Origin of the sequence: Microbacterium sp. Se63.02b (genome assembly GCF_014171575.1) — a bacterium.
Classification (GTDB): domain Bacteria; phylum Actinomycetota; class Actinomycetes; order Actinomycetales; family Microbacteriaceae; genus Microbacterium.
In genome coordinates this window covers 3544281-3569913 of record NZ_CP050453.1, presented here as the reverse complement: position 1 = coordinate 3569913, position 25633 = coordinate 3544281, and the positions used below count along the sequence as shown (strand labels likewise).

Sequence of the window (25633 nt, the reverse complement as noted above, 5' to 3'; positions counted from 1 at the left end):
CGGCCCCGGGTGCTACATCGGCCCGTTCGCCAGCCTCCGCGGCGACTTCGGCCGGATCGTCGTGGGGAGGGATCGAACGTGCAGGACTCGTGCGTCGTCCACGCGTTTCCCGGAGCCGACGCGGTGCTCGAGCCGAACAGTCACGTCGGACACGGGGTCGTGCTGCACGGGTGCCGCATCGGGTCGTTCGCCCTGATCGGCATCGGCTCGACGGTGCTCGACGGTGCGGAGATCGGCGCGGACTCCCTGGTCGGCGCCGGCGCGGTCGTGACGGCGGGGACGGTGGTCCCTCCAGGGTCGAAGGTGCTCGGGGCCCCGGCGAGAGTGGTCGGGGCCCTCGATGAGCAGGCGCTGGCGTGGAAGCGCAACGGGGTGCGGATCTATCAGGACCTCGCCCGGCGCAGTCGGGAGACCCTGCGCCGGGTCGAACCGCTCGTCGCGGTGGAGCCGGACCGTCGTCGTACCTCCTGGTCGCCGGATGCCGCGACACCGCTGCACCGGCAGCGCGCCGAGGGCACATCGTGAACGAGGGCTTCGACGACTGGGTCGCGATCACGCGAACGATCTCCCGGTACGGGCGCCATGCCGACCAGCGGCGCTCCGCCGACATGGCCGACCTGTTCACGGTCGACGGGCGGATGCTGATGTTCCGACCGCGCGCCGTCGAGCCCTCCGAGTCGCCCCAGGGGCGTGCGCAGCTGATCGCGGCGTTCGACGCGCTCGCCGCGTTCGTGGCCACCAGCCATGTGCTCTCCCCGAGCGACATCGAGATCGACGGCGACACGGCACGGGCGCACACCTCCTGCATGGCGCATCACATCAGCGAGACCTCGGAGTGTCGGGTGCGGTTCACGCTCGCCGATCGCTACGACGACACGCTCGAACGCGTCGGCACGGACTGGCTCTTCCGGGAACGCCGCAAGTACACCGACTGGACCGAGACCACACCGCTGCGGCGCTGACCGGGTGCCGAACATTATCGCGCAATACGTACGTTACCGGCTATGATGGCGTACATGAGCCAGGTCGCCATCACCCATGCCCGCGGACGCCTCGCGTCGATCATCGACGAGGCGAGGACCGAGCCCGTCTACCTCACACGCCGCAACCTCGCGGTCGCTGCGGTCGTCGATGCCTCGTTCCTCGAGCGGCTGCTGGAGGACGCCGAGGAGCTCGCCGACATCCGGGCGGTCGATGACGCGTGGGAAGAGACCGAACGCCTCGGGGAGACCCCTGTCCCCTGGGACGAGGTCAAGCGCGACCTCGGTCTGATTCCGTGACCTACGCGGTCCGGATCCTCCCCGTCGCCGTCCGCACGATCCGCAAGCTCCCACCCGAGGGGAAGCGGCGGATCGAAGCCGTGATCGAGCTGCTCGCCGACGATCCGCGACCTCCGGCCGCCAAGAAGCTGACGGCGCGACCGGAGTGGCGGGTTCGAACGGGTGACTACCGCGTGCTGTACCGCATCGAGGATCGCGTGCTCACCGTCGTCGTCGTGCATGCCGGGCACCGTCGCGACGTGTACGAGCGCTGAGCCGCGCGAATGCAGAGGTTGACCGCGGATCAGCTCCGCCTTCACGCCCCGCAGCTCCTCGACCTCCAGCACAAGGCATATGCCGTCGAGGCGGCGCGGATCGGTGACGACCGCATTCCGCCGCTCCACGAGACGGAGGGGGATCTGCTGTCATCGGGTCTGAAGTGGATCGCCTCCTGGGACGGGGGCCTGATCTCCGGGGCCGTCGGGTATGCGGTCGAGCACGACATCGTCGACCTCGACCGTCTCATGATCCATCCCGCCTATCATCGACGAGGACTCGGCAGAGCACTGGTGATCGAGGTCATGGCGCTCGCCCCCCGGACGGTCGTGGCGACCGCGCGAGAGAACCTTCCCGCACGCTCGTTGTACGAGTCCCTCGGCTTCCTGCACCAGTCGGATGTCGAAGCGACTCCCGGCCTGTGGATCAGCCGCTACTCTCGCACCCGAGCGTGAGGGAGACGGGCCGAGAGAGACGTGCGCGCGCGAAGTCGACCACCTCGATCGAGAGCCGGACGCGGTGATCTGCCAGGGAGTGGTCCGAAGGGAAGACCGTGTGACGAAGCCGGCTCTGCGCCTCGTCGAACGCCGCGACGAGGGGATCGTGGTGGAGGGAGGACGGTGTGACCTCGTCGCGACTGGTGCCGATGAGGAGCACGTCCCGGTCGGTGAAGCGATCAGCCAACGCGCGCAGTGACCACTCCTGGCCGGCGTCGCGCATCTCGTGAGCGAGTCGGCGGCCGTCGGTGTTCGACAGGACCGGTGTCTCGGAGGCGAAGGCCTCTGTATAGACGTCGAGGAGTGCGGGGTCGGCATCGACGGCCGCCGCGACGGCGCCGAAATCGAAGCCTGAGATCGACACGGTCGCACGCACGTCCGGGCGGGTGGATGCGGTGTAGAGGGCGAGGAACCCGCCGAGGCTGTGCCCGGCGACGCCGACACGGAGCGGATCCAGCTCGGGCATCTGCGGGTGGTCGCCGCGCAGGAGGGCGTCCAGGACCGCCTCCGTGTCGGCGAGCGCGTTCGCCCACGACCAGTCGCCGGGCATGCCCCAGCACCCGCGGTAGTGGAAGACCAACGACGCCACGCCTGCCCGGCGGAGCGCATGGGCGATGTCGAAGTTGCGTTCCCACCCGGGGAAGCCGTGCAGCAGAAGCAAGACCGCGTGCGGTCCGGGCCCCGCGGGAAGGTGCAGCACACCGTGAAGTTCGTGGCCAGAGCTGCGCAACGCGACGTGCCGTGTGGTGGCCGGTGTGCCGTCGCCCGGTTCAGGATCGGTGATCAGATAGTCCATCGCGCAGCTCCTCGGATAAAACCGATCAGTATCATCTAATGATGCGAGCATACAGAACGGTGTCCTTCGCATCTTCAGGGATGTGCGCGTCAGAGCGCCATGCTGAGCAGGATCTCGGCAGCCTTCCGCGCGTCCGAGCCGGCGGACGAGGCTTCGCCGTCCACCACGCTCACGGCCGTCGCTCCCTCGATGAGGAGGAGCAGCTGTCGGGCGAGGCTGTCAGCGCGCGGCAGATCCGTGACTCCGGCATCCAGGATGCGAGTGCGGAGCAGGTCACGGTAGCTGTCGAGGTGGGAGCGCGCAGTCGCGCGCACCTGTGGCTCATCGTCGCCGCGCAGGTCGGTGACCGTGTTGAGCACGGCGCATCCGCGGTAGCGGGGCTGCGAGAACCAGTCGATGAGCAGGTCGAAGATCGCGAGAACCCGACCCGGTCCCGGCTCGGCGTCCGCGGTCTCCCGGCGGAGCCACTCGTGGATGTGGTCGCTGCGTCGGGCGACCACTCGCGCGGCGAGTTCAGCCTTGAGGGGAAGTAGCGGTACAGGCTGAGCTTCGACGCTCCGGCCTCGGCAGCGATCTCGTTGACGCCGACGGAATGCATGGCGCGATCGGCGAAGAGCCGCTCGGCGCTGTCCAGCAACCTCGTTTGCGTCTCCGCGGGGTCGATGCGGGCGCCTTTGGGTACGGGCACGACTGCTCCTCTCCTCGGCGTGTCGCCTGATGACCGATCGGTCTCATCTTAGGAAGGCGCCACCGGTTCGTCGCCTGTGGGCGGCGGTCTTCCTCGCATATCTGGCGTTCGGCGGCACTCTGCAGCTGCTTCCGCTCTCGCTGGCGCTCCGATTCCACTCGGATGCGGCGTTCACCGGTCTCGCCGTGGGCATCGCCTTCGCCGCGACCGCAGTCTGTCGGCCGATCGCGGGGTGGGCCGCCGACGGGGCGCCGGAAAGCACGTCGTCGTCCTCGGCGCGACGTTCACGCTTGTGGGAATCACCGGTCAAGCTCTCGCGGGTGCAGAGTGGCAGGTGCTCGTATCCAGGGTGGTGATGGGGGCCGGCGAAGCTGCCGTCTTCTCCGGCGCACTGCCGTGGGTCTGGCGACAGTTTCCTCCTCACCGGCGGGGCAGCGCCTCGGGCCTGTTCGGCCTCTCGATGTGGTCGGGTCTCGCCCTGGGACCGCTGGTGGCGAGCGTGGCGAACCTCGCCGGTGAGAGGGCCGCCTGGCTCCTTCTCGCGGCCCTCGGCACGGGGAGCCTGGGGTTCGTGCTCGGTTGTCCGTCCTCTGGCCCTGTGCGGCTGCCCCCGCTCCGGCTCCGCACCCTGCGGGTCCGAGGCGCGGCGGCGCCGTCGTTGATGTTCGGGCTCGCCGCCTACGGGTACGGCACTCTCTCCGCCGTGCTGGTGCTCTATCTCGACAGCGGTCCTGGTGGGAGCGTCCTCGGTTTGCCGATCTTCGCGGGCACGTTCCTGCTCATCCGGATAGCAGGGAGTCGAGTGGTCGACCGGGTCGGCGGACGCACCGTCGCCGCCGCGAGTCTGATCGTCGAGGCGCTGGGATTCGTGGTGATCGTCGGGACGGACAGCGCGGCGGGCGCGCTCATCGGTGTCGCGCTGGTCGGCGGCGGGTGCAGCCTGGCGTTCCCCGCTGCCGTGAGTGTCGCGATCTCGCGCTCTCCGCGCCATGCCGCCGGTACGGCGGTCGCCGGTATGACCTCGTTCTGGGACCTCGGGATCCTGACGGCGGGGGTGGGCGGAGGGCTGCTCGCCATGACGTTCGGTCACCGGGCGGCATTCGTCGGTGCCCTGGTGGCCGCGATCGTCGGGCTCGTCGTGGCGCTGTCCCCGTACGCGACGGAACGCCGCAGTCGGATGCGCGAGGATCGAAGGATGCGTGATGAGTGACCGTGTGTGCAGAAGGACTCGACGCGGAGTTCGTCAGAGAGCCCAGTCCGCCGCGCGCTCGCGCTCTTCCCCGGCGGTGCCGAAGAGCTGCCCCAGGGCATGCGCGCGCTTGAAGATCAGGTGCGCGTCGTGCTCCCATGATGGCGATGCCGCCGTGCAGCTGGATCATCTCGGCCGCCACGTGCTCCAGCGCCTCGGAGCAGGTGGCCTTCGCGGTCGCGGCCAGTTCGAGGCGGTCGCGGGCGCCCGAGGCGAGGGCGTCGGACGCGGCGCGCGAGGCGGTCCGGGCCACCTCGACCCGCACGTGCATGTCGGCCAGGCGATGCTTGACGGCCTGGAACGAGCCGATCGTGCGCCCGAACTGCACGCGCTGCTTCGCATATGCCACGGTCTCGTCGAGGGCTCGGGCGGCCGTTCCCGCCTGCACCGCGCTGACCGCGGCGAGGGCGAGCGCACGCACGGTCTCCAGCACGGTCGGATCGGCGGCCCCGAGCGGACGAGCCGGCACCGCGTCGAAGTGCACAGTCGTCAGGCGGAGGGTCTGATCCATGGTCGCGGTGTCCTCGCGGCGCACGGCGGACACGTCCTGCACCTCGAACAGGCGAGGGCCCTCGGGCGAGGGGGCGATCACGAGCAGCACGTCGGCGGAGGCGCCGTCGAGCACGAAGCCGCTCATCCCGGTGAGGGTCCAGCCGTCGTGGTTCTCGGCGCGCACGCCCATCCGCTCAGGGGCGAAGCGCCCGTCGGGGCCGCCCAGGCCAAGGCGGCCGAAGACGATCCCTCCGCGATGCCGGGCAGCAGTCGCGCGGAAGCCTCGGCGTCACCGCTCGCGAGGATCGCCTGCGCGGCGATGGCGACGGAGCCGAGGTATGGGGAGGGGGCGAGGGAGGCGCCGATCTCCTCGAGCACCAGCTGTGCCTCGCGCAGAGTGAATCCGGCGCCGCCGAACTCCTCGGGGATGGCCATGCCGGCGATCCCGATCTCTTCGCACAGCAGGCGCCACAGGTCGACGTCGAAACGCTCGTCGGTGTCGAGTGCGCGACGCGTCGCCGCGCTGTCGGCGCGCTGGTCCAGGACTCCGCGCACGAGCGCGACGAGCTCCCGCTGGTCCTCATCGGGGTCGAATGACATCACCGCTCCTTCGTGAGGATGTCGCGGGCGATCCGCGCCCGGTGGAAGTCGGGCGTGCCCCAGGCCGCAGCCAGCGCGGGCGCGAGGCCGAGCCAGATGCGGAGAGCGTGCTCGGCGGTGTAGCCGATCGCGCCGTGCACCTGGAGCGACACACGGGCGGCCAGCAGGGCGGCGTCGCCTGCAGCGACCTTCGCTGCGGAGATCGCACGGTCCTCGTCGGGCTCATCGACGCGCAGGGCGGCATTCCAGACGAGCGGGCGCGCGAAGCTCAGGGCGATGCGCACATCGGCGAGCTGGTGCTTGAGCGACTGGAACTCCCCGATCGGGCGGCCGAACTGCTCGCGCACCTTCGCGTACGACACTGCTTCCGCCAGCATCCGCTCCCCGGCACCGACGAGCGTGGCCGCCGCAGCGAGCGCGGCCTCGTTCAACGCCGCGTCCAGCGCGCCGGGTTCGAGGGGCGTCGCGTCGCCGCTCGGGATCAGGCGCGCGAGGCGCCGGGTGGGCGCGACCGAGGTCAGCTCATCGGCGAGGTCGCCCCGATGCAGGGCTCCGTCTCGCACGAGGTAGCGTCTGCTCGCGAGAGCCGCATCGAGGGCCGCAGGGGCAACCTCGTCGACCGCAGCGGTGGCGATCAGACCGGCGGCGAGTTCGCCGCGGGTGTCATCGTCGACGAGTCCGGGCAGCAGGGCGACCGTCTCGAGGTAGGGGCCGGGCACGCCGTGGTAGCCGAGGCGCTCGAACACCACGACGAGATCGCTCACCGTGCCCCCGAAGCCGCCTGCCCCCTCGCTCACACGCAGTCCGAGCAGGCCGAGCTCGGCGAACTGCTCCCAGAGGGCGAGCCCCGGCGCGGTGTCGCCGTCGGCCCAGCTGCGCGCGATGTCCGCTCCGCCCGACCCTTCGACGATCTCGTCGATCGCCTCCGCGAAGGCGACCTGTTCTTCCGTGGGCAGGAACCGCATCATGCACGCCTTCCGTCTCCGCCGCGGGGGAGACCGAGTATCCGCTCCGCGATGATGTTGCGCTGGACTCCCTCGTTCGTCCCCGCGTAGATGGGGCCGGCGAGGAGAACTGGTAGTCGTCGACCCAGCGGCCCCCGTCGACGGCGGTGGCCCCGCGCAGTTCGCCCTCGGGGCCGAGGATGCGCAGCGCCGTCTCCTGGATGTGCACGTCGAGCTCCGACCAGAACACCTTGTTGACACTGCCTTCGGCGCCGACCGATCCGCCTTCGAGGAGGGTGCTGACCGTCTGCCAGGTGAAGAGCCGGTAGGCCTCCGCACCGATCCAGGCGTCGACGACCGCGGTGTTCTCGCTGTCTCGGCCAGACCCCGACTGCAGAGCTATCAGCCGATCCGTCGCGGCGAGGAAGCGCCCGGGAGCGCGGAGCGAGAGTCCACGCTCGTTCCCGGCGGTGCTCATGGCCACGCGCCAGCCGTCACCCGGGGCGCCGAGCACGTCGTCATCGGGGACGAACACGTCGTCGAAGAAGATCTCGGCGAACCCCGTGGTGCCGTCGAGCTGGGCGATCGCCCGCACCGTGATGCCGTCGGCATCCATCGGGAACAGGAAGTACGTGAGCCCGTGGTGCCGCTGTGCCTCGGGGTCGGAGCGGAACAGCCCGAAGCCGCGGTCGGCCCAGACGGCTCGGGAGCTCCAGATCTTCTGACCGTTGAGCACCCATCCGCCGCGGGCGTCGTCACGGCGCGCGGTGCTGCGGATCGCGGCCAGATCGCTGCCGGCACCCGGCTCCGACCAGGCCTGCGCCCAGATCAGCGAGCCGTCGGTCATGGGGCCGAGGAACCGTTCGTGCTGCTGCGGGGTGCCGTGCTCGAACAGGATGGGCGCGAGCAGCGAGATGCCGTTCTGTGCGACGCGGGTCGGCGCGCCGGCGCGGTAGTACTCCTCCTCGAACAGCACCCACTCGGTGATGCCGACGTCGCGCCCGCCGTACTGCTCGGGCCAGGAGACGACCGACCACCGGCCGGCCGCGAGCGTCGCCTCCCATTCGCGGTGGGCGGCGAATCCCGCCTCGGTGTCCATCGAGGGCAGCGGTGTGGCCGGGACGTGCTGCGCGAGCCAGGTGCGTGCCTCGGCGGCGAACGCCTCCTGCTCGGGGGTGAGGTCGAGGTTCATCCCTTCGCTCCCTGCTCTGTGGCGGCCTTGATGGACTTCACATCGACTCCGGCGAGCGAGTCGGCGCCCACTTCGGCGTTGTGGGCGTGCGCGGCGTGGTGCAGGCCGAACACCGAGTCCATGCCGGCCCGCATGCCCTGGAGGTCTTCGGCCTGGTTGACGGCCTTCTTGGCGAGGGCGAGTCCGAGGCGCGGCATCCGGCCGATGCGGTCGGCGAGTTCGAGGGTCCGCTGCTCCAGCTCGTCGAGGGGCACCACGTGATTCACCATGCCCAGCTCGTGCGCGCGGGCGGCGGGCATCCGGTCTCCGGTGTAGAGCATCTCCTTGGCCGCGCGGGGGTTGGTCACCCAGGGATGCGCGAAGAACTCGACGCCGGGGATCCCCATCGTCACGACCGGATCCTGGAAGAAGGCGTCGTCGGACGCGACGATGAAGTCGCACGACCAGGCGAGCATGAGTCCGCCGGCGATGCAGGCGCCCTGCACCATCGCGATCACGGGTTTGGGGATCTCGCGCCAGCGGCGGCACATCCCGAGGTACACCTCGGACTCGCGGGCGAACCGGGAGTCGACGCCGTGCGCACCGACATGGTCCCACCAGATCACGGCCTTGCGCTCGAAGCTCTCGTCGATGTCGCGTTCGGGGGTTCCGATGTCGTGGCCGGCGCAGAAGTGCTTCCCGTTGCCGCCGAGCACGATGACCTTGACCGTGTCGTCGTCGACCGCCCTGGTGAAGGCCGCGTCGAGCGCGTAGGTGACCTTCGAGTTCTGGGCGTTGCGATACTGGGGGCGGTTCAACCTCACGATCGCGGTCGACCCGCGCACTTCGTAGGTCACCACGGCATCGGCGGATTCGACGGGCATGACGGGTTCCTCTCTGAACTCCAGCATCAAACCAAACAATCGCTTGGTTTCCTTGATACTATACGTGAACGGCATGCCGAAGACCACGACTCGATGAGGAGCACAGATGGACGCGACGCAGCACGACGCGGATGAACGCTTCCGCGCCGAGATCCGCGGCTGGCTGGAGGAGAACCTCGCCGGACGCTTCGCCGCGCTGCGGGGACGCGGGGGCTCCGGACGCGAGCACGAGGACTTCGAGGCGCGGCTGGAGTGGAACCGTCACATGGCTGCCGCCGGATGGACCTGCGTGGCCTGGCCCGTCGAGCACGGGGGTCGCGGACTCAGCATCGCCCAGCAGGTCATCTTCCATGAGGAATACGCCAGGGCGGATGCTCCGGCCAGGGTGAACCACCTCGGCGAAGAGCTTCTGGGTCCGACCCTCATCGCCCACGGCACCCCCGAGCAGAGAGCCCGCTTCCTCCCCGGCATCGTCGCCGTCGAAGAGCTCTGGTGCCAGGGCTACTCCGAGCCGGGGCGGGCTCCGACCTCGCCGCCGTGTCGACCAAGGCGCACCGCGTCGGCGACGAGTGGTCGATCTCGGGGCAGAAGGTGTGGACCTCTCTCGCCCAGCACGCGGACTGGTGCTTCGTGATCGCCCGCACCGAGCCGGGATCCACCCGTCATCACGGACTGTCGTACCTGCTCGTGCCGATGGCCCAGCCCGGCGTCGAGGTGCGGCCGATCCTGCAGCTCACGGCGACCAGCGAGTTCAACGAGGTGTTCTTCGACGACGCCCGCACCGACGCCGATCTGGTCGTCGGCGGCGAGGGGAACGGCTTCAAGGTCGCCATGGCGACGCTCGGGTTCGAGCGCGGAGTGTCGACCCTCGCCCAGCAGATCGCGTTCCGACGGGAGCTGGATGCCGTGATCGACACGGCCACGCGCACCGGAGCGATCGACGACGCCGTGCTCCGCGACCGGCTGGTGCGGGCGCGTATGGAGCTCGAGGTGATCCGTCAGCACGCGCTGCGCACGCTCGGCGGCGAGCAGGGTGACGGCGCCTCGGTGACGAAGCTGCTGTGGTCGAACTGGCATCGCTCGCTCGGCGAACTCGCGATGGACGTCTCCGGCCCCGCATCGCTCCTCGTCGGGCCGGACTACGCGCTCGACGACCTGCAGACCCTGTTCCTGTTCAGCCGAGCCGACACCATCTACGGCGGCTCGGACGAGATCCAGCGCAACGTCATCGCCGAGCGTGTGCTCGGCCTACCCCGAGAGGCCCGTCCATGAGCTCCACCACCCCCGAGTACGTCCCCGGCCACGGCCTCCTGACCGGAAAGCGCGTCGTCATCACCGCGGCCGCCGGAGCGGGAATCGGGCAGGCCGCCGCTGTCCGCTGTCTGGAGGAGGGTGCCGCACTGGTCGTGCTCGGCGACACGCATGCCGGTCGTCTGGAGCAGACGCAGCAGGAGCTGGGCGCGCGCTTCGGCGCCGACCGGGTGCGCACCGCCGTGTGCGACGTGACGGTCGAGGAGCAGATCACCGCGTTCCTCGATCTGGCCGAAGACGGCGGCCCGATCGATGTGATGATCAACAACGCCGGCCTCGGCGGCTCCGTCTCGATCCTCGACATGACGGACGAGCAGTGGGGATCGTGCTCGACGTGACGCTGACCGGCACCTTCCGCTGCATCCGCGCCGTCGGGCGTCGCATGGTCGCTGCGGGCACCGCGGGCGTGATCGTGAACAACGCCTCGGTCGTCGGCTGGCGCGCCCAGGCCGAACAGGCCCACTACGCCGCGGCCAAAGCGGGCGTGATGGCGCTCACCCGCAGCGCGGCGATGGATCTCGCCCCGCACGGCATCCGCGTCAACGCGGTCTCGCCGAGTCTGGCGATGCATCCGTTCCTCGAGAAGGTCACGACGCCCGAACTGCTCGAGCAGCTCAAGGCCCGAGAGGCCTTCGGTCGTGCGGCGGAACCCTGGGAGGTCGCCAACGTCATGGTGTTCCTCGCCAGCGCATACTCCTCTTATATGACCGGCGAGGTCGTCGCCGTCAGCAGTCAGCACGCGTGAGATCAGGAAGAAGGAAGAACATGGCAGAGGCATACATCGTCGACGCCGTCCGCTCGCCCGTCGGCAAGCGCGGCGGCTCGCTCTCGGGCATCCACCCGGCCGACCTCGGCGCGCACAGCCTGAAGGCGCTGGTCGAACGCACCGGCATCGATCCGGCGGCGCTCGACGACGTCATCATCGGTGCGACCGACACGATCGGCGGCCAGGCGGGCAACGTCGGCCGCTCGGCCGTGCTGGTCGCCGGATTCCCCGAGCACGTGCCCGGTGTCACGATCGATCGCCAGTGCGGATCGAGCCAGCAGGCCGTGCACTTCGCGGCGCAGGCCGTGATGAGCGGCACCAACGACCTCGTGATCGCCGGCGGGTTGCAGAACATGTCGCGACTGCCGATCTCGTCGGCCATGGTCGCCGGCGAGGCCTACGGCTTCACCACGCCGTTCGCCGAGTCCCCCGGATGGCAGGAGCGATACCCCGACCAGGAGATCTCGCAGTTCGTCGGCGCCGAGATGATCGCCGAGAAGTGGGACATCACCCGGGAGGAGATGGAGCAGTTCGCGCTGGAGAGCCACCAGCGCGCTGCGACCGCACAGGACGAGGGCCGCTTCACGAGCCAGATCGCGCCGCTGAACGGACTCGACCACGATGAGGGCGTGCGGCGGGACACTTCGTTGGAGCGGATGGCCGGCCTGCAGACCCTCACCCCGGGCGGACGGCTGACCGCGGCGGTCGCCTCGCAGATCAGCGACGCCTCCAGCGCGGTGCTCGTCGCGAGCGCACAGGCCGTCGCAGACCACGGGCTCACCCCGCGCGCCCGCATCCACCACATGTCGGTGCGCGGAGACAGCCCCGTGTTCATGCTGACGGCGCCGATCCCCGCCACGAGGTACGCCCTCGAGCGTGCGGGCATGAACCTCGACGACATCGACCTGTTCGAGGTGAACGAGGCCTTCGCGTCGGTCGTGCTCGCCTGGATGAAGGAGACCGGGGTGCCGCGGGAGAAGGTCAACGTCAACGGCGGCGGCATCGCGCTCGGGCATCCGATCGGCGCGACCGGCACGCGGCTCATGACCACGATGCTCAACGAACTCGAGCGCACCGGCGGTCGTTACGGCCTGCAGACCATGTGCGAGGGCGGCGGACTCGCGAACGTCACGATCATCGAACGCCTCTGACGGCTCGTGGACCCCGTCGCGGACGGCGGGGTCCCGGTGTCTCGACGCCGATACCTCAGTCGATGATGCAGGATGCTGCGGCGCGCACGTGCACGACGGCGTCGCGCACGATGCGGTCGACGAGCTCCTCGCAGCTGGGAAGGTCGTCGATCAGGCCCACCACCTGTCCAGCCGCGAGCATCCCGGCGCGGGTGTCGCCGTCGACGAGGCCCGCTTTCAGCAGCATGGGTGTGTTCGCGGCGAGAGTCATCTGCGACCACGAGCGGCCGGTGGCCTTCTTCATCGAGGCGGCGTCTGCGGCGAGGTCGCGCCAGCTCATCCCCGACATGCGCTTGAACTCGAGCGAGCGGCGCAGCGTCGGAAGCAGCTGCCGGATGCCGGCCCGCCGCTCCAGACCCTCGATGTACTCCGTCCGCAGCAGGCGGTGCGGCATCCCGTCGGCCTTCGTGGTGACGACCGTGCCGTCGAGCCCGAAGCCCAGGTAGCGCTGCTTGATGGCGTCGGGCACGGCGCTGTCGCGCGTGAGCAGGAACCTCGTGCCCATTCCGACGCCCGCGGCACCGAACGCCAGGGCCGCGGCGAGCCCGCGCCCGTCATGGAAGCCGCCGGCGGCGATCACCGGGATGTCGACGGCCGCGATGACGGAGGGGACCAGGATCGACGTGGGGACGGCGCCCGTGTGCCCGCCGCCCTCGCCGCCCTGGACCATGACCGCATCCGCACCCCAGGCGGCGACCTTCTCGGCGTGACGCACTGCTCCGATCGAGGGGATCACGACGACGCCGTGCTCCTTGAGCTTCTCGATCAGCTCGCGTCGAGGGGCGAGGGCGAAGCTGGCCACCTTCACGCCGTGACGGATCATGATGTCGACACGCTGCTCGGCGTCGCCGGCATCCGCGCGGAGGTTCACGCCGAAAGGTCGGTCTGTGCGCTCCTTGACCTCGATGATCTGCCGCTCGAGCTCGGCGGTGTCCATGGTGGCCGAGGCGAGGATGCCGAGGCCGCCGGCCTCTGCCGTCGCCGAGACCAGGCGGGCGCCGGCCACCCAGCCCATGCCCGTCTGCACGACGGGGTGGTCGACGCCGGTCAGACGCGTGAGCGCCGTCGAGAGCATAGGGGGAGTGGTCATGTCGGAACACCTCTCTGTGTCGTGCATCGTGTCGCGCGTCCGTGCCGCTCGTCGACCGTGTGCATGCAGCCTACCGCACTTGCCCTAGCGTTTGCTTGGTTGCTAGGGTGGGGGTGTTCCGTCGGTCGCACACACCGGCGCGGTCTCGAAGGAGAGTCGGACATGGCAGGAATTCTCGATGGACGGGTCGCGATCGTGACCGGTGCCGGACGCGGTCTCGGCCGTGAGCACGCGCTCGAACTCGCCAGGCAGGGCGCCAGGGTCGTCGTGAACGACCTGGGCACGGCGCTCGACGGAGCGGGGAACTCGGTCGGCCCCGCTCAGGACGTCGTCGACACGATCCGCGCCGAGGGCGGCGAAGCCGTCGCCAACGGTGCCGACATCGCCGACTTCCTGGAGGCGGGCGAGCTCATCGCGCAGGCGATCTCCACGTTCGGGCGCCTGGACATCCTCGTCAACAACGCGGGCTTCGTGCGCGACCGGATGCTCGTCAACGCCGACGAAGACGAATGGGACTCGGTGATCCGCGTGCACCTCAAAGGACACTTCGCCCCGCTCCGGCACGCCGGCGCGTACTGGCGCGCCGAAGCCAAGGAGGGCAGGGTCCCCACCGCCCGCGTCATCAACACCTCGTCGGGCGCCGGGCTCCAGGGCAGCGTCGGCCAGGCGGCCTACTCCGCGGCCAAGGGTGGCATCGCCTCGCTCACCCTCGTCGCCGCGCAGGAGCTCGGCCGCTACGGGGTCGCCGTGAACGCGATCGCCCCGTCCGCCCGCACACGCATGACCGAGGGGCCCTTCGCCGACGCGATGGCCGCGCCCGTCGAGGGCTTCGACCGCATGGACCCCGCCAACGTCTCCCCGCTCGTGGCCTGGCTCGCGAGCCCCGACTGCGACATCACCGGCCGTGTGATCGAGATCGAGGGTGGTCGGATCTGCCTCGAAGAGGATGGCGCCATGGGCCGGCGCGCGAACTCGACCGCCGCTGGGCCGCCGCCGAGATCGGCGACGCGGTCCGCGCACTCGTGGATGAGGGCGCCCACCCCGAGGCGGTGTACGGCGCATGAACAGCGGCGAATGGGCGGGACGATCGCTCGGAACGCGCGTCGTCGGGTACGACGAGAGAGACGCGATCCTCTACGCCCTCGCGGTGGGGGCCCGCGCCGATGATCTCGACCTCGTGTTCGAGGATCGCCTGCGCGTGCTGCCGTCGTTCGGCCTCACACTCGCGCAATGGGCACCGGACGTCCTCGCCGAGGCCGGTGCATACGGCGATGCCGCGGTGCACGGATCCCAGACGCTCGAGGTGCATGGCCCCCTGCCCCGGTCGGGGAGGTCACCCTGAACGCTCGCGTCGGCGACGTGTGGGACAAAGGCACTGCCTCGGTCTTCGAGGTGATCGTGGAGTGCGCGCAGTTCACCGCGATGTGGTCGCTGTTCGCCCCCGGAACGGGTGGTTTCGGCGGAGAACGAGGGCCGGCACGCGCAACGGCCGCCGACCGCGGGCCCGGGACGATCGGCGCCGTGCCGACGTTCCCCACGCAGGCCGCGCTCTACCGACTCACCGGAGACCGCCACCACATCCACATCGACCCCGAGGCGTCGGCGCGCATCGGTCAGTCGATCCCCATCCTCCAGGGGCTGTGCACCCTCGCCGCCGCGACGCTCGTGATGGCGCGTGATCGCGGCGCCCACCCCGCCGACCTCACGTCGCTGCACGGACGCTTCACCGGTCCCGTCGTGCCCGGCGATGTGCTCGAGCTGGAGAGCTGGCCCGACGGCGCCTTCGAGCTGCGCCGCGACGGTGCGCCGGTGATCTCGGACGCGAAGGCGGTGTTCGTATGAGTCGTGTGCTCGTGGTCGGTGCGACCGGCATGATCGGGAGCCGCATCGCGGCCGACCTCGCGGCGCGGGGCGACGAGGTCACGGTCATGTCGCGCCGTGGCCCCTCCGACCGCGACCCGAGCGCCGTGGCGGGCATGCCGCGGCTGATCGGCGACTACACCGAGACCGAGTCCGCTCCCGTGGCGCTCGAGGGCTTCGACGCGATCGTGTTCTCGGCGGGCAACGACATCCGTCATGTCCCGGCGGAGCAGGAGGACGCCGACTTCTGGGAGCGGACACAGAGCGGGGGCGTCCCGCGGTTCGCCGCCCTCGCCAAGGCCGCGGGCGTCTCGCGCTTCGTGCAGATCGGCAGCTACTACCACCAGCTGCATCCGGAGTGGGCGGAGCGCATCCCCTATGTGGCGGCGCGCCGGGATGCCGACGACGGGGCGCGCGCGCTCAGCGGAGACGGCTTCTCCGCGATCACGCTGAACCCGCCCTCGATCGTCGGGGCCGACGAGCGCGGCCTCCGACGCTTCGCCCGCATGGTGGCGTGGGTGCGCGGAGAGGTCGAAGACCCTGCGTTGTTCGCTCCTCCTGGCGGCACGAACTACATGTCGGTCCGCTCGCTCTCGCAGGCGGTGCAAGGGGCGCTCGATTCGGGGGCCGCAGGGCACGCCTACCTCGTGGGCGATCGCAACCTCAGCTACCGCGACTACTTCCAGCTCCTGGCCGAGGCCGCCGGCAGTCGGCACGTGATCGAGGAACGCGACGAAGAGCACCCCTTCCAGCCGGACCGCTTCATCGTCCAGGGAGGGGAGCCGTCATCGCGTTCGAGCCGGACCCCGACGAGACCGCGGCGCTCGGATACGACCGCGACGACGTCGAGCGCGCGCTCGCGGAGATCGTGGCCGGCGTCGACGCGCGACCATGACCGACGCCCGCATCCCCGGTCCTGCCGTGTGCGTGAGCGGCATGGCGGCGTTGTCCTGGGACCTCGACGAGGAGATCGCGATGTACGGGCGCACCGGCACGGATCTCGTCGGACTGCCTGCGGTGAAGACGGCAGGGCATGACACCGTGCGCGTGGCGGAGCTGCTCGAGGAGCACGGTGTGCGCCTCGGTTACCTGGTGCATCCGCTCAGCGCCCACCCGGACGATGCCGCGGGGTGGGAGAGGCAGCTCGCCGTGCTCGCCGACGGCGTGCGCCGAGCGCATGACCTCGGCGCCGGCACGGTGTATCTGACCTCGGGTTCCTCCGGCCACCTGGACTGGGAGCGTGCGGCAGACCTCTTCGCCCGACGCCTGGCCCCTCTCGTGCAGCTCGCCGGGTCGCTCGACGTGCGTCTGGCCGTCGAGAACACCATGTCGCTGCGCAGTGACATCAGCTTCACCCATACGGCCGCCGACGCGTTCGCGCTCGCCGAGAGAGCAGGGATGGGCGTGTGCCTCGACCTGTACTGCTGCTGGCAGGAGCGCGGCCTCGACGCGCTCGTCGCCGACCGGACGGCGCAGATCGAGATCGTGCAGGTCTCCGACTTCGTGCTCGGCACATCGTCGTTCCCCAGCCGATGGGTGCCGGGCGATGCGGACCTGCCGATGCGGCAGCTCCTCGAGCAGGTCGTCCGTGCCGGGTACGAGGGCATCGTCGATGCCGAGCTGATCGGCCCGGCGATCGAGGAAGAGGGCGCGGAGTCGGCGCTTCGCCGCTCGGTCTCCTGGATGCGGGCGCACATCGCCGCGACACCGGACCGGCAGGACAACCAGAACAACCGGAAGCAGAGTTAGGCAGGCACTCATGTCGATCGAGATCACCACGCAGGACAAGGGCGTACACGTCGTCACGATGAACTATCCCCCGTGAATGCACTGCCGGTGCAGGGGTGGTTCGATGTGGCCGACGCGATGCGCGAGGCCGGCGCCGACGGGTCGACCCGCGTGGTCGTCCTGCGCGCAGAGGGCAAGGGCTTCAACGCCGGAGTCGACATCAAGGAGGTGCAGCGGATCGAGGGGTTCGGGGGTCTGCTCGGGGCCAACCGCGGCTGTTTCGACGCGTTCAAGGCCATCTACGAGTGCCCGGTTCCGGTGATCTCGGCCGTCAACGGCTTCTGTCTCGGCGGCGGGGTCGGCCTCGTCGGCAACTCCGATGTCATCATCGCCTCGGACGATGCGTACTTCGGCGTTCCGGAGGTCGACAGAGGCGCTCTCGGCGCCGCCACGCATCTCGCGCGGCTCGTGCCGCACCACATGCTGCGTGCGATGTACTACTCCGCGCGCACGGTCACGGCCCAGCGTCTGGCCGAGCTCGGTTCGGTCGATCAGGTGGTGCCGCGCGCCGAACTCGACGACGCGGCGTTCGCGTTCGCCGCCCGGATCGCCGCGAAGGACACGAGGGTGATCCGCGCGGCGAAGGAGGCGCTCAACGGCATCGACCCGATCGACGTCAACCGCAGCTACCGCTTCGAGCAGGGCTTCACGTTCGAACTCAACCTCGCGGGCGTCGCCGACGAGCACCGCGACGAGTTCGTGGCCACCGGCAGCACGCTGGAGACCTGATGGCGGCGCTGCGGTCGATCGAGGAGGTCGCCGGGCTCTTCCGCGACGGCATGACGGTGGGGATCGGCGGGTGGGGGTCGCGTCGCAAACCGATGGCGCTGCTGCGAGAGCTCGTGCGCAGCGGGGCGCGCGACCTCACCGTGGTGACCTTCGGGGGACCGGATGCGGGCATCCTCTGCGCGACCGGGCAGGCCTCCCGCATCGTGCACGGATTCGTGTCGCTCGACTCGATCCCGATCGACCCCACTTCGCCGCCGCACGACGGCGCGGTGCGGTGGCGACCACCGAGCTCGACGAGGCCATGCTGGTCGCGGGTCTGCGCGCGGCGTCGCGGCGCCTCCCTTCGAGGTGCTCCGCAACGGGATCGGCTCGATGCGGTGACCGGGAATCCGGAGATCCTGACCATCGTGTCGCCCTACGACGACGGGGAGACCCTGGTCGCGATGCCCGCGATCCCGCTCGACATCGCGCTCGTGCACGTCGAGCAGTCCGATCGCGTCGGCAACGCGCAGTGCCTTGGGCCCGATCCCTTCTTCGATGAGCTCATGGCGCGGGCGGCGACGCGCACGGTCGTCTCGGCGGAGCGCATCGTCGACACGGAGCAGCTCGCCGCCGCGCACCCGTCGACCCTGATCCTGAACCGCACCGAGACGGATGTCGTGACCTCGGCTCCCGGTGGCGCGGGGTTCACGGCCCTGGTCCCGGAGTATCCGCGTGATGAGGCGGCCCAACGCGAATACGCCGACTCGGCGCGCGATGCGCAGGCCTGGCGGCGGTACCTCGAGCGGTATCTCGACGGTGACGACGCGGTGTCGGCCGCGGAGGGAGGAGAAGCGCGATGATCACGCGTTCCGAGGTCGCCGCGACAGCCTGCGCCGACCTGTTCCGCGGCTCCGGGGCGATCCTCGCGAGTTCCTTCGGTGTGGTGCCGACCATCGGGGTGCGCCTGGCGCGGCTCACGCATGCGCCGGAACTCCTCCTGAGCGACGGCGATGCGACCCTGTTCGCCGACACCCCCGCCGTCGACCGGCCCTTCACGCGTCCGGAGGGTCATCTGCCCTACGCGAAACTGTTCGAGCTGATCGCCACCGGCCGGCGTCACGTGATCATGGGGGCGCCGCAGATCGACCGGCACGGCAACCAGAACCTCTCGGCGATCGGCCCCCGCGATCATCCGACGCATCAGCTCGTGGGTGCGCGAGGTGCGGCGACCAACACGGCGAATCACGCGACCAGCTATTTCATCCCGCGCCACTCGACCCGCGTCTTCGTGCCGGAGGTCGACACCGTGACGGGTGTCGGCGTCGATCGTGCCGCGCGCCTGGGGATGCCCTTCCATGATCTGCGTGGCGTGGTGACGAACCTCGCGGTGCTCGATCTCGCCGGCGCCGACGGCGCCATGAGGCTCGTCAGCGTGCATCCGGGGGTGCGGGTCGACGAGGTCGTCGCCGCGACGGGTTTTCCCCTCGACATCCCGGCCGATGTCCCGCTCACCCGCGTGCCCGATGAGCGGGAACTGCATCTGATCCGTGCGGTGCTCGACCCGCGGGGTCTGCGCGCGCGGGAGATCCCCGACGTCTGACGAGGGCTCGGCAGCGGGTGCGTCCGGTGCGGCGGCCCCTGCCGGATTCGTGTCGATGACGACGTTGACGTCATCCGTCGCGCTGGGTATGGTTGCAGCAACCAAGCATTTGTTTGGCGCACAGCGGCGCCAGGCACCGAGGAAACCAATGGAGGTTTCACGTGAAGTCACAGCGACTGCTCGCCCTGTTGGGAGCTGCCACACTTGCCGTCTCACTCGCCGCCTGCGCGGCCGATGACACCTCCGGCTCGGGTGATGCCGGCGCCGCGGACGGCGAGATCGTGTTCGGTCTCGACGAGGACAGCACCGGCCCCGGCGCCGCCTACGCGGTGATCGCGGGCAAGACGATCCGCTTCGCCATCGACGAGATCAACGCCGCGGGCGGGATCGACGGCCAGAAGATCCGCATCGTCGTCGGCAACGACGAGTCCGACCCCACCAAGACCCCCACGGTCGTGCGGAAGCTCGTCGACGACGGGGCGCAGGTGATCCTGCTCGACACCGGCAGCGGTGCCGTGCTGCAGGGCAAGTCGGTCGTCAAGCAGGCGGGCATCCCGGCCATCGCCCCGACCGCCGTGACCACCTCGGTCGCGGAGGCCCCGGACAACGAGTTCACCTACATGCTCGCCAACGGCGTCGACCAGTTCGCCGAGGCCTACTGCGGCGCGATGGAGACCGAGGGCTACGAGAGCATCGCCGTGCTGTCCGACGCCTCCCCGGCCATCGACAACATCAACAAGCTCATCATCCCGATCCTCGAGGACTGCGTCGAGGTCGTCGCCGAGGAGTCGGCCCCGGTCGACGCCGCCGACCTCACGGCGCAGGCTGCACGCATCAAGCAGGCCGACCCCGACGCGATCCTGGTCTCGAGCCTCGGCGGCAACTTCGAGGTGCTCGCGCACAACACGCTCCACCAGCAGATCCCCGGAGTGCTGCGCTTCTCGCTCGCATCGATCGGCAACCAGCCGGACTCGTGGGCCCGCACCAACAAGGGTGCGCTCGCCGATGTCGTCTACATGGGCGCGCTCGACATGGACAACCCGAAGACGCAGGAGCTGGAGAAGAAGCTGAAGGAGGCCAACGGCGACGACTACCGGCTGACGGCCTACGACGCGCAGGCCTACGACTCGGTCTACCTCCTCAAGGCGGCGATCGAGGCGGCCGGAGGGGCCGACGACCCCGTCGCCGTCCGCGATGCGCTGGACGAGATCACCGGGTTCGAGGCCTCGTTCGGGCAGCCCGGATTCACGCTCTCGTTCAGTCCGGACAAGCACATGGGCGCCGACGGACTGTGCGGTCTCGTGCTCTCGGGATTCGACGAGGACAACGAGCCGAGCGGTGCCTGGGAGGACTACCAGGTCGCCTGCGAGTCGGAGTGACATGACCGACCCTCAGCTGTGGCTCTCGGTCCTGGAGATCGGCAGCTTCTTCGGACTCATCGCCCTCGCGTATCAACTCACCCTCATCGGCGCCGGGTTCTTCAACTTCGCCATCGGGCCGTATGCCATGGCGGCTGCTCTCGGCGCCAGCTGGCTCACGCTCGAGATCGGCCTGCCGATCGCCCTCAGTCTCGTGCTGGGGCTGGTGATCGCCGTGGTGGCCAGCGGGCTGACGGAGCTCCTCGTCGTGCGCCAGGTGCAGAAGCGATCGGGGCGCGGCGAGCTGCCCGCCCTCGTCGCGGTCACGGCTGTGCTGTTCATCGTCCAGCAGGGCGCGGGTGCCATCTTCGGGCGCCCCGCCCTGCCTGGGCAGGTGCTCTTCTCCTTCGGGCCGTGGCAGATCGGATCGGCGTACGTCTCCGGAACCGCCGTCGTCCTCATCGTCGCGACGGCGCTGATCTTCCTCGCCGTGTCGCTCTGGATGCGGCACAGCCGCACCGGGCGGCTGCTGCGCGCGGTGGGCGACAAACCGCGGCGCCGCCGCCCTGCTGGGACTCCCGGTCGGGCGGATCCGGCTCATCGCCTTCCTGCTCGCGGGGTTGATCGCGGGCGCGGCAGGGCTCCTGTACGCACCGAAGACCGGCGTGGCGTTCACCAGTGGACTGTCGTGGACACTCGTCGGCTTCCTCGCGCTCGTGATCGGCGGCACCGGGCGCACCTGGGCTCCGCTGCTCGGCGGGTTTGTGCTCGGAGCGATCCAGGTGTTCGCACCGTTCTATTTCGGCAGCATGGGGCCGACCACGATGGTCCTGCTGATCGCGCTGCTGTTCTTCGCCTTCCGCCCCCAGGGCCTGTTCTCGACGCGGGTGCGGATATGACCACTCAGGAGATGCCCGTGAACTCGATGATCGCGCCTGCTCCCGGCGCCAGACGTCGCGCAGGATCGCGGGCGTTGATCGTCCCTGCCGTGGCGGTCGCCGTCGGCGCCATCGCCCTGGTCTGGGCGGGCAACAGCGGATTCCGGCAGGACCTGCTGGTCATGGTGGCCGTGTACGCACTCATCGCTCTGGGCATGTACATCCCGTTCGTGATGGCGGGCTCGATGTCGATGGCCTACGCCGCCTACGCGGCCATCGGCGCCTACAGCGTCGCGATCGTCACCACCGAGACCGGACTGCCGCCGATCCTGGGGTGGATCATCGGCCCGCTCATCTCCGCGGCGGTCGCGGTCGTGCTCGGCCTTTCACCCGACGCCTCAACGGCTTCTACCTCGCCGCGGTGACGCTGCTGTTCAGCATGGCGTTCGAGCCGTGGGTGATCGCGCTCGAGCCGATCACGGGCGGGTCGGCCGGCATCGGCGGCATCCCGTCGCCGACCTTCTTCGGCTGGGAGCCGCCGCGACTGTTGCTGCTCGCGATCGCCCTGCTGCTGGTGGTCGTGGTCGCGACGCTCATCGAGCGCATCCGCACCGGGGCATGGGGCGTCACCGTGCGCACCATGCGCGACGTGCCGTCGGCCGTCGAGGCGATGGGCACCCGCACCACGACGCTCACCACGGTCACCCTCGCGGTCGGCGCGGCCGTCGCCTCACTGGCGGGTGCGCTGTTCGTGTCGTTCATGCTCAGCATCACGCCGGAGACGTTCACGCTCTCCATCGTGTTCATGGCCCTGTTCGTTCCGCTGATCGGCGGGCAGGCCACGGCGTGGGGCTGCGTGATCGGGGCGATCGTCGTCATCCAGCTCACGTCGAACATGCCGTCGGCGTTCGAGGGCTCCGGCCAGCTGGTGCTCGCGATCGGGGTGCTGCTGATCCTGCTCATCGCACCGGCCGGACTCATCGGCTACGGGAAGGCGCTCGTCGGCTGGGTGCGCGGCCGCATCGGAAAGGCACGCGGATGAACATCGGCGAAACCGGGGACGGCATCGTCCTGCGCGGAGAGGGCTTGAGCAAGGCCTACGGCGGTCTCGTCGCCCTCGACGACGTCTCCTTCCATGTGGGCAGGGGAGAGATCCTCGGGCTCGTCGGCCCCAACGGTGCGGGCAAGACCACCCTCGTGGATCTCATCACCGGCATCCAGCGCTCCGATTCGGGAACGCTCACCCTGAACGGGGAGCGGTTGAGCGGGCCGACGGCCGCCCGTGCGCGCAAGGGGCTCTCACGCACGTTCCAGCATCCGCATCTGGCGCTGGAGCTGACGGTGCGGGAGAACATCCTGGTCGGCGCCTCCGCCGAGCGGTTCCCCTCCTGGTGGCGCATGACCGCCGGCGTGATCACAGACGGCATCCGGCACCGCGACCAGGAGCAGGACCGCGTCACGAGGGTCGCACAGGAACTCGGCGTGCCCGGGCTCGACGAACTGTGCGCCAACCTCTCCCTGGGCGAGCAGCGTCTCGTCGAGGTCGCCAGGGCTCTTGCTCAGGACCCGCAGGTCATGCTGCTCGACGAGCCGTTCGCGGGAGCCGATGCCGACTCGATCGCGGGTATCATCGACGCGATCCGACAGGTCCAGTCCCGCGGGCATGCGGTCATCCTCGTCGACCACAACGTCGATCTGCTCACCTCCCTCGCCGACCGCGTCATGCTGCTCGCGCAGGGCCGACGCGTGTTCGAGGGGGCGCCGGAGGACTGCCTCGCGAGCCCGGAGATGCAGCGCGTGTACTTCGGAACGACGGAGGAGGACGCCGCATGAGCGCTGATCTCACCATCACCGCCCTCACCGTGCGCTACGGCACCGCGACCGCCGTCGAGAAGGCGACGCTGACCGCGCCTGCCGGGCGCATCACGGCGGTCGTCGGTCCCAACGGCGCCGGGAAGTCGAGCCTCGCGCTCGGCGTCTACGGTGCCGTCGCCGCCTCGGGCGGGATCGACCTCGGAGGCACCGACCTGTCGTCGCTCGCATCGATCGATCGTGCGAGGGCCGGGCTGGCGATCGTCCCGCAGGGGCGTCAGCTCTTCCCCAAGCTCACCGTGCGCGACAACCTGCAGGTCATGGCAGAGATGCTCCGTCTGAAGAAGGCGGCCGTCGATGAGGCGCTCGACCGCTTCCCGGTGCTCAGGGAGCGCGAGAGCCGCCTCGCCGGAGTGCTGTCGGGCGGCGAGCAGCAGATGCTCGTCGTGAGCCGAGCGCTGATGGGCGAGCCCCACTGCCTCGTGCTCGACGAGATGATGACCGGCCTCGCGCCCAAGATCGTCAGCGGGCTCGCCGACGCGATCCGCGAGATCGCCGATCGGGGAGCCAGCGTGCTGATCGTCGATCCGGCGATCGGGCCGCTGCAGCGCGTGATCGATCGCGGCTACGTGCTGCTGCGCGCGCAGCTCAGCGGTGCCCATGAAGACGTCGCGGCCCTCGATGAGGGGTATCAGCGCGCCATGGGAATCATCCAACAGGAGATGGGAGCGGAATGAACATCCCGGCACAGGACGCGCAGTTGACGGCCGAGTACGTCGCACAGGGGTGGTGGGGTGACCTGACCGTCGCCGACTACGTGGCGGAGAACGCGCGGGAGATCCCCGACCGCATCGCCTACGTCGCCGACGGCACCCGGTTGACCTGGAAGGAGTACGACGAGCAGATCGATCTGCTCGCGACCGCGCTGGTCGCCCTGATCCCCCGAGGGGCCCGCTTCGGGATGCTGCTGCCCGACTCGGCCGAGTTCCACGTCGCACTGTGCGCGGCCGAACGCAGCGGAACGGTCGCGGTCGGCATGGGGGCGCGGTCCGGCCGCGACGAGGTCAGGCACCTGATGTCGCGGTCGGAGGCCACCGTGCTCGTGATGCGTGAGAGCCACCGTGATCGCGCGGCCCTCGATCACGTCGCCGATCTCGCCGAGGACGGCTGGAACGTCGACACCCTCATCATCGTCGACCCTCCGGCCCTGTCCGTGTCCACCGGTTCGATGGAGGCACGGCGACGGTCGAAGAGGTCCCGCACGCGTCGGTCGAGCAGACCAGGGCGCGCGCGGCGGGGCCGAACGAGTTGGCGATGTTGAACTCGACCTCGGGGACCACCGGACGGCCGAAACTCGTGACCCAGTTCGCGAACCGCATGATCGCGTTCTCCAAGATGGCGTTCGAAGCGGCTGACTTCACCCGAGACGATGTGATGCTCGGTGCGGTGCCGGGGCCGTTCGGATTCGGGCTGTGGACCGCGCACTACGCGACCGCCATGCTCGGGATGAAGACCGTCCTGATGGAGCGGTTCACCGTCGACGAGATGTTCCGTCTGATCGACGCGGAGCAGGTCACGATCCTCGCGTGCGTGAGCACGCAGTTCAAGATGATGCTCGATGCGCCGGCGCTGGGCTCGGCGTCGCTCGGCAGTCTGCGCGCGATGTTCACCGGCGGCGAGGCCGTCCCGTACGAACGGGCGCTGCAGTTCGAGGAACGCGTGGGGGCGAAGGTGCTGCAGTTCTACGGCTCGAACGAGTCGGGCGCCATCAGCAACACGAGCCTGCGCGACACGGCCGACCAGCGTCTGCGCACCGCGGGCCGCGTGATCGATGTGATGGACATGCGCCTCTACGACGCGCAGGGCAGGGACATCACCGAGACCGGCGGCCCCGGTCGCCCCGGAGTGTGCGGGCCGACGATCTGCATGGGCTATTACGGCGACCCCGCCGCCAACGAGGAGCTGTTCCACGACGGGCGCCTCATGATGCCCGATCTCGTCACGGTCGACAGCGACGGCTACCTGCGTGTCGTCGGTCGCACGAGCGACCTGATCATCCGCGGGGGCAAGAACATCTCCGCGATCGAGGTCGAGGAGCTCGTCGAGCAGCACCCCGGCGTGCTGATGGCCTCGGCGGTGCCGGTGCCGGACGACCTGTTCGGAGAGCGCATCGGCGTGGCGGTCACGGTGAACGGCCCGGCGGTCACCGTCGCCGACATCACGCAGTACCTGTCGGACCGCGGCATCTCCAAGCACCTGTATCCCGAGCGGATCGTCGTCCTGGACGAGCTGCCGCGGGCCGCGGGCGGCAAGGTGGCCAAGGGTGCGGTGCGCGAGATCGTCGCGGCGCAGACCGCAGCGGATGCCGATCTGCGGGGCGTGCTGGCCGAGTGAGTCAGCGGAGGCGGGAGAG

General features: G+C 69.9%; 32 protein-coding genes and 2 pseudogenes. 26 read left to right on the top strand and 8 right to left on the bottom strand.

Translation table 11 applies throughout. The annotated features are described in order from the left end of the window. Positions 1-78: 78 nt before the first annotated feature. The 5 genes from G4G29_RS17810 to G4G29_RS17790 are packed head-to-tail and all read left to right on the top strand — an operon-like array spanning position 79 to position 1990. On the top strand, positions 79-525 hold the full coding sequence (locus tag G4G29_RS17810; protein WP_202045365.1) for a hypothetical protein: 447 nt from the start codon (positions 79-81) through the stop codon (positions 523-525). Continuing rightward, positions 522-962, top strand: coding sequence for a nuclear transport factor 2 family protein (locus G4G29_RS17805; protein ID WP_183151031.1), 441 nt, complete (start codon positions 522-524; stop codon positions 960-962). Before G4G29_RS17810 ends, G4G29_RS17805 begins: the two co-directional genes overlap by 4 nt. Before the next feature lie 54 nt (positions 963-1016). Beyond that, positions 1017-1280, top strand: a complete 264-nt coding sequence (locus G4G29_RS17800) for a type II toxin-antitoxin system Phd/YefM family antitoxin (RefSeq protein WP_183151030.1) — start codon at positions 1017-1019, stop codon at positions 1278-1280. Further along, the gene (locus G4G29_RS17795; protein ID WP_183151029.1) at positions 1277-1534 is read left to right on the top strand and encodes a type II toxin-antitoxin system RelE/ParE family toxin; all 258 of its coding nucleotides are present in this window, start codon (positions 1277-1279) and stop codon (positions 1532-1534) included. Before G4G29_RS17800 ends, G4G29_RS17795 begins: the two co-directional genes overlap by 4 nt. 9 nt (positions 1535-1543) lie before the next feature. Beyond that, the gene (locus tag G4G29_RS17790) at positions 1544-1990 is read left to right on the top strand and encodes a GNAT family N-acetyltransferase (protein WP_183151028.1); all 447 of its coding nucleotides are present in this window, start codon (positions 1544-1546) and stop codon (positions 1988-1990) included. Here the strand turns inward: G4G29_RS17790 and G4G29_RS17785 are convergent. Together G4G29_RS17785 and G4G29_RS22850 are read right to left on the bottom strand one after the other, a co-directional pair. Further along, positions 1962-2828, bottom strand: coding sequence for an alpha/beta hydrolase (locus G4G29_RS17785; RefSeq protein WP_183151027.1), 867 nt, complete (start codon positions 2826-2828; stop codon positions 1962-1964). The two genes, G4G29_RS17790 and G4G29_RS17785, sit on opposite strands and share 29 nt — an antisense overlap. 89 nt (positions 2829-2917) lie before the next feature. Next, complete coding sequence (locus G4G29_RS22850) at positions 2918-3328, bottom strand: hypothetical protein (RefSeq protein WP_244632167.1); 411 nt, start codon at positions 3326-3328, stop codon at positions 2918-2920. 420 nt (positions 3329-3748) lie between these two features. Here G4G29_RS22850 and G4G29_RS22845 point away from each other — a divergent pair, with 420 nt between their 5' ends. Further along, positions 3749-4726: an MFS transporter gene (locus G4G29_RS22845; protein WP_183151025.1), complete on the top strand. Its 978-nt coding sequence runs from the start codon at positions 3749-3751 to the stop codon at positions 4724-4726. A gap of 672 nt (positions 4727-5398) precedes the next feature. On the opposite strand, the gene G4G29_RS20775 is transcribed toward G4G29_RS22845, so the two are convergent. The 5 genes and pseudogenes from G4G29_RS20775 to G4G29_RS17755 all read right to left on the bottom strand — a co-directional run bounded on the left by G4G29_RS20775 (position 5399) and on the right by G4G29_RS17755 (position 8856). Beyond that, positions 5399-5857 (bottom strand): acyl-CoA dehydrogenase family protein, encoded by a 459-nt coding sequence (locus G4G29_RS20775; RefSeq protein WP_202045361.1) that lies wholly within the window; start codon positions 5855-5857, stop codon positions 5399-5401. Continuing rightward, positions 5857-6621, bottom strand: a complete 765-nt coding sequence (locus G4G29_RS17765; RefSeq protein WP_244632618.1) for an acyl-CoA dehydrogenase family protein — start codon at positions 6619-6621, stop codon at positions 5857-5859. The genes G4G29_RS20775 and G4G29_RS17765 overlap by 1 nt, the downstream gene beginning before the upstream one ends. 9 nt (positions 6622-6630) lie before the next feature. Next, positions 6631-6822 (bottom strand): annotated as a pseudogene (locus tag G4G29_RS22840) (acyl-CoA dehydrogenase family protein); the annotation flags it as partial. Between the two features lie 211 nt (positions 6823-7033). Next, a pseudogene (locus G4G29_RS17760) lies at positions 7034-7993 on the bottom strand (acyl-CoA dehydrogenase family protein); the annotation flags it as partial. Then, on the bottom strand, positions 7990-8856 hold the full coding sequence (locus G4G29_RS17755; protein WP_183151023.1) for an enoyl-CoA hydratase: 867 nt from the start codon (positions 8854-8856) through the stop codon (positions 7990-7992). The pseudogene G4G29_RS17760 and the gene G4G29_RS17755, both read right to left, overlap by 4 nt. 106 nt (positions 8857-8962) lie before the next feature. Between G4G29_RS17755 and G4G29_RS22835 the strand changes: the two genes are divergently transcribed. The 5 genes from G4G29_RS22835 to G4G29_RS17740 are packed head-to-tail and all read left to right on the top strand — an operon-like array spanning position 8963 to position 12084. Further along, positions 8963-9490: an acyl-CoA dehydrogenase family protein gene (locus G4G29_RS22835; RefSeq protein WP_244632166.1), complete on the top strand. Its 528-nt coding sequence runs from the start codon at positions 8963-8965 to the stop codon at positions 9488-9490. Next, the gene (locus G4G29_RS22830) at positions 9394-10128 is read left to right on the top strand and encodes an acyl-CoA dehydrogenase family protein (protein WP_244632165.1); all 735 of its coding nucleotides are present in this window, start codon (positions 9394-9396) and stop codon (positions 10126-10128) included. The genes G4G29_RS22835 and G4G29_RS22830 overlap by 97 nt, the downstream gene beginning before the upstream one ends. Then, positions 10125-10505, top strand: coding sequence for an SDR family NAD(P)-dependent oxidoreductase (locus tag G4G29_RS23655; protein ID WP_274601200.1), 381 nt, complete (start codon positions 10125-10127; stop codon positions 10503-10505). Before G4G29_RS22830 ends, G4G29_RS23655 begins: the two co-directional genes overlap by 4 nt. Further along, entirely contained in the window at positions 10493-10912 is a 420-nt protein-coding gene (locus G4G29_RS23650; protein ID WP_274601199.1) for an SDR family oxidoreductase, read from the top strand. The genes G4G29_RS23655 and G4G29_RS23650 overlap by 13 nt, the downstream gene beginning before the upstream one ends. Before the next feature lie 20 nt (positions 10913-10932). After that, positions 10933-12084: an acetyl-CoA C-acetyltransferase gene (locus G4G29_RS17740; RefSeq protein ID WP_183151022.1), complete on the top strand. Its 1152-nt coding sequence runs from the start codon at positions 10933-10935 to the stop codon at positions 12082-12084. A 55-nt stretch (positions 12085-12139) separates the two neighbouring features. On the opposite strand, the gene G4G29_RS17735 is transcribed toward G4G29_RS17740, so the two are convergent. Continuing rightward, complete coding sequence (locus tag G4G29_RS17735) at positions 12140-13213, bottom strand: nitronate monooxygenase (RefSeq protein ID WP_183151021.1); 1074 nt, start codon at positions 13211-13213, stop codon at positions 12140-12142. Positions 13214-13375: 162 nt separating this feature from the next. Between G4G29_RS17735 and G4G29_RS17730 the strand changes: the two genes are divergently transcribed. The 15 genes from G4G29_RS17730 (at position 13376) to G4G29_RS23640 (ending at position 25614) form a co-directional block, all read left to right on the top strand. Beyond that, positions 13376-14380, top strand: a complete 1005-nt coding sequence (locus tag G4G29_RS17730; protein ID WP_220173653.1) for an SDR family oxidoreductase — start codon at positions 13376-13378, stop codon at positions 14378-14380. Next, positions 14361-14555 (top strand): hypothetical protein, encoded by a 195-nt coding sequence (locus tag G4G29_RS22825; protein ID WP_244632164.1) that lies wholly within the window; start codon positions 14361-14363, stop codon positions 14553-14555. The genes G4G29_RS17730 and G4G29_RS22825 overlap by 20 nt, the downstream gene beginning before the upstream one ends. Before the next feature lie 17 nt (positions 14556-14572). Next, positions 14573-15055: a MaoC/PaaZ C-terminal domain-containing protein gene (locus G4G29_RS22820; RefSeq protein ID WP_244632163.1), complete on the top strand. Its 483-nt coding sequence runs from the start codon at positions 14573-14575 to the stop codon at positions 15053-15055. Continuing rightward, complete coding sequence (locus G4G29_RS17720; protein WP_202045359.1) at positions 15052-16110, top strand: NAD-dependent epimerase/dehydratase family protein; 1059 nt, start codon at positions 15052-15054, stop codon at positions 16108-16110. The genes G4G29_RS22820 and G4G29_RS17720 overlap by 4 nt, the downstream gene beginning before the upstream one ends. Beyond that, positions 16049-16822, top strand: coding sequence for a sugar phosphate isomerase/epimerase family protein (locus G4G29_RS17715; RefSeq protein WP_202045357.1), 774 nt, complete (start codon positions 16049-16051; stop codon positions 16820-16822). Before G4G29_RS17720 ends, G4G29_RS17715 begins: the two co-directional genes overlap by 62 nt. 72 nt (positions 16823-16894) lie before the next feature. Continuing rightward, positions 16895-17590: an enoyl-CoA hydratase family protein gene (locus G4G29_RS17710; protein WP_220173650.1), complete on the top strand. Its 696-nt coding sequence runs from the start codon at positions 16895-16897 to the stop codon at positions 17588-17590. Continuing rightward, positions 17590-18432: a CoA transferase subunit A gene (locus G4G29_RS17705; protein ID WP_183151019.1), complete on the top strand. Its 843-nt coding sequence runs from the start codon at positions 17590-17592 to the stop codon at positions 18430-18432. Before G4G29_RS17710 ends, G4G29_RS17705 begins: the two co-directional genes overlap by 1 nt. Then, entirely contained in the window at positions 18429-19172 is a 744-nt protein-coding gene (locus G4G29_RS17700) for a CoA-transferase (RefSeq protein ID WP_183151018.1), read from the top strand. The genes G4G29_RS17705 and G4G29_RS17700 overlap by 4 nt, the downstream gene beginning before the upstream one ends. Positions 19173-19333: 161 nt before the next feature. Beyond that, positions 19334-20551: an ABC transporter substrate-binding protein gene (locus G4G29_RS17695; RefSeq protein WP_202045355.1), complete on the top strand. Its 1218-nt coding sequence runs from the start codon at positions 19334-19336 to the stop codon at positions 20549-20551. Position 20552: 1 nt separating this feature from the next. Then, the gene (locus tag G4G29_RS17690; RefSeq protein ID WP_202045353.1) at positions 20553-21833 is read left to right on the top strand and encodes a branched-chain amino acid ABC transporter permease; all 1281 of its coding nucleotides are present in this window, start codon (positions 20553-20555) and stop codon (positions 21831-21833) included. After that, entirely contained in the window at positions 21830-22450 is a 621-nt protein-coding gene (locus G4G29_RS20770) for a branched-chain amino acid ABC transporter permease (protein WP_202045351.1), read from the top strand. Before G4G29_RS17690 ends, G4G29_RS20770 begins: the two co-directional genes overlap by 4 nt. Further along, a complete protein-coding gene (locus G4G29_RS17680; RefSeq protein WP_183151017.1) occupies positions 22447-23241 on the top strand; it encodes an ATP-binding cassette domain-containing protein in 795 nt (264 codons plus the stop codon). Before G4G29_RS20770 ends, G4G29_RS17680 begins: the two co-directional genes overlap by 4 nt. After that, positions 23238-23957, top strand: coding sequence for an ATP-binding cassette domain-containing protein (locus G4G29_RS17675; RefSeq protein ID WP_183151016.1), 720 nt, complete (start codon positions 23238-23240; stop codon positions 23955-23957). The genes G4G29_RS17680 and G4G29_RS17675 overlap by 4 nt, the downstream gene beginning before the upstream one ends. Next, on the top strand, positions 23954-24541 hold the full coding sequence (locus G4G29_RS23645) for an AMP-binding protein (protein WP_183151015.1): 588 nt from the start codon (positions 23954-23956) through the stop codon (positions 24539-24541). The genes G4G29_RS17675 and G4G29_RS23645 overlap by 4 nt, the downstream gene beginning before the upstream one ends. Then, complete coding sequence (locus G4G29_RS23640; protein WP_258566922.1) at positions 24535-25614, top strand: fatty acid--CoA ligase family protein; 1080 nt, start codon at positions 24535-24537, stop codon at positions 25612-25614. The genes G4G29_RS23645 and G4G29_RS23640 overlap by 7 nt, the downstream gene beginning before the upstream one ends. The last annotated feature ends 19 nt before the right edge of the window (positions 25615-25633 follow it).

Bases quoted from the DNA above. Each gene is read 5' to 3' on its own strand.
- G4G29_RS23655 (WP_274601200.1), top strand. From the start codon at position 10,125: ATGAGCTCCACCACCCCCGAGTACGTCCCCGGCCACGGCCTCCTGACC.
- G4G29_RS22835 (WP_244632166.1), top strand. From the start codon at position 8,963: ATGGACGCGACGCAGCACGACGCGGATGAACGCTTCCGCGCCGAGATC.
- G4G29_RS17755 (WP_183151023.1), bottom strand. From the start codon at position 8,856: ATGCCCGTCGAATCCGCCGATGCCGTGGTGACCTACGAAGTGCGCGGG.
- G4G29_RS17675 (WP_183151016.1), top strand. From the start codon at position 23,238: ATGAGCGCTGATCTCACCATCACCGCCCTCACCGTGCGCTACGGCACC.
- G4G29_RS17785 (WP_183151027.1), bottom strand. From the start codon at position 2,828: ATGGACTATCTGATCACCGATCCTGAACCGGGCGACGGCACACCGGCC.
- G4G29_RS20775 (WP_202045361.1), bottom strand. From the start codon at position 5,857: ATGTCATTCGACCCCGATGAGGACCAGCGGGAGCTCGTCGCGCTCGTG.
- G4G29_RS17705 (WP_183151019.1), top strand. From the start codon at position 17,590: ATGGCGGCGCTGCGGTCGATCGAGGAGGTCGCCGGGCTCTTCCGCGAC.
- G4G29_RS17700 (WP_183151018.1), top strand. From the start codon at position 18,429: ATGATCACGCGTTCCGAGGTCGCCGCGACAGCCTGCGCCGACCTGTTC.
- G4G29_RS17735 (WP_183151021.1), bottom strand. From the start codon at position 13,213: ATGACCACTCCCCCTATGCTCTCGACGGCGCTCACGCGTCTGACCGGC.
- G4G29_RS17790 (WP_183151028.1), top strand. From the start codon at position 1,544: ATGCAGAGGTTGACCGCGGATCAGCTCCGCCTTCACGCCCCGCAGCTC.
- G4G29_RS23640 (WP_258566922.1), top strand. From the start codon at position 24,535: ATGTTGAACTCGACCTCGGGGACCACCGGACGGCCGAAACTCGTGACC.
- G4G29_RS17690 (WP_202045353.1), top strand. From the start codon at position 20,553: ATGACCGACCCTCAGCTGTGGCTCTCGGTCCTGGAGATCGGCAGCTTC.
- G4G29_RS17740 (WP_183151022.1), top strand. From the start codon at position 10,933: ATGGCAGAGGCATACATCGTCGACGCCGTCCGCTCGCCCGTCGGCAAG.
- G4G29_RS23645 (WP_183151015.1), top strand. From the start codon at position 23,954: ATGAACATCCCGGCACAGGACGCGCAGTTGACGGCCGAGTACGTCGCA.
- G4G29_RS17800 (WP_183151030.1), top strand. From the start codon at position 1,017: ATGAGCCAGGTCGCCATCACCCATGCCCGCGGACGCCTCGCGTCGATC.
- G4G29_RS17720 (WP_202045359.1), top strand. From the start codon at position 15,052: ATGAGTCGTGTGCTCGTGGTCGGTGCGACCGGCATGATCGGGAGCCGC.
- G4G29_RS17715 (WP_202045357.1), top strand. From the start codon at position 16,049: ATGTACGGGCGCACCGGCACGGATCTCGTCGGACTGCCTGCGGTGAAG.
- G4G29_RS17730 (WP_220173653.1), top strand. From the start codon at position 13,376: ATGGCAGGAATTCTCGATGGACGGGTCGCGATCGTGACCGGTGCCGGA.
- G4G29_RS17680 (WP_183151017.1), top strand. From the start codon at position 22,447: ATGAACATCGGCGAAACCGGGGACGGCATCGTCCTGCGCGGAGAGGGC.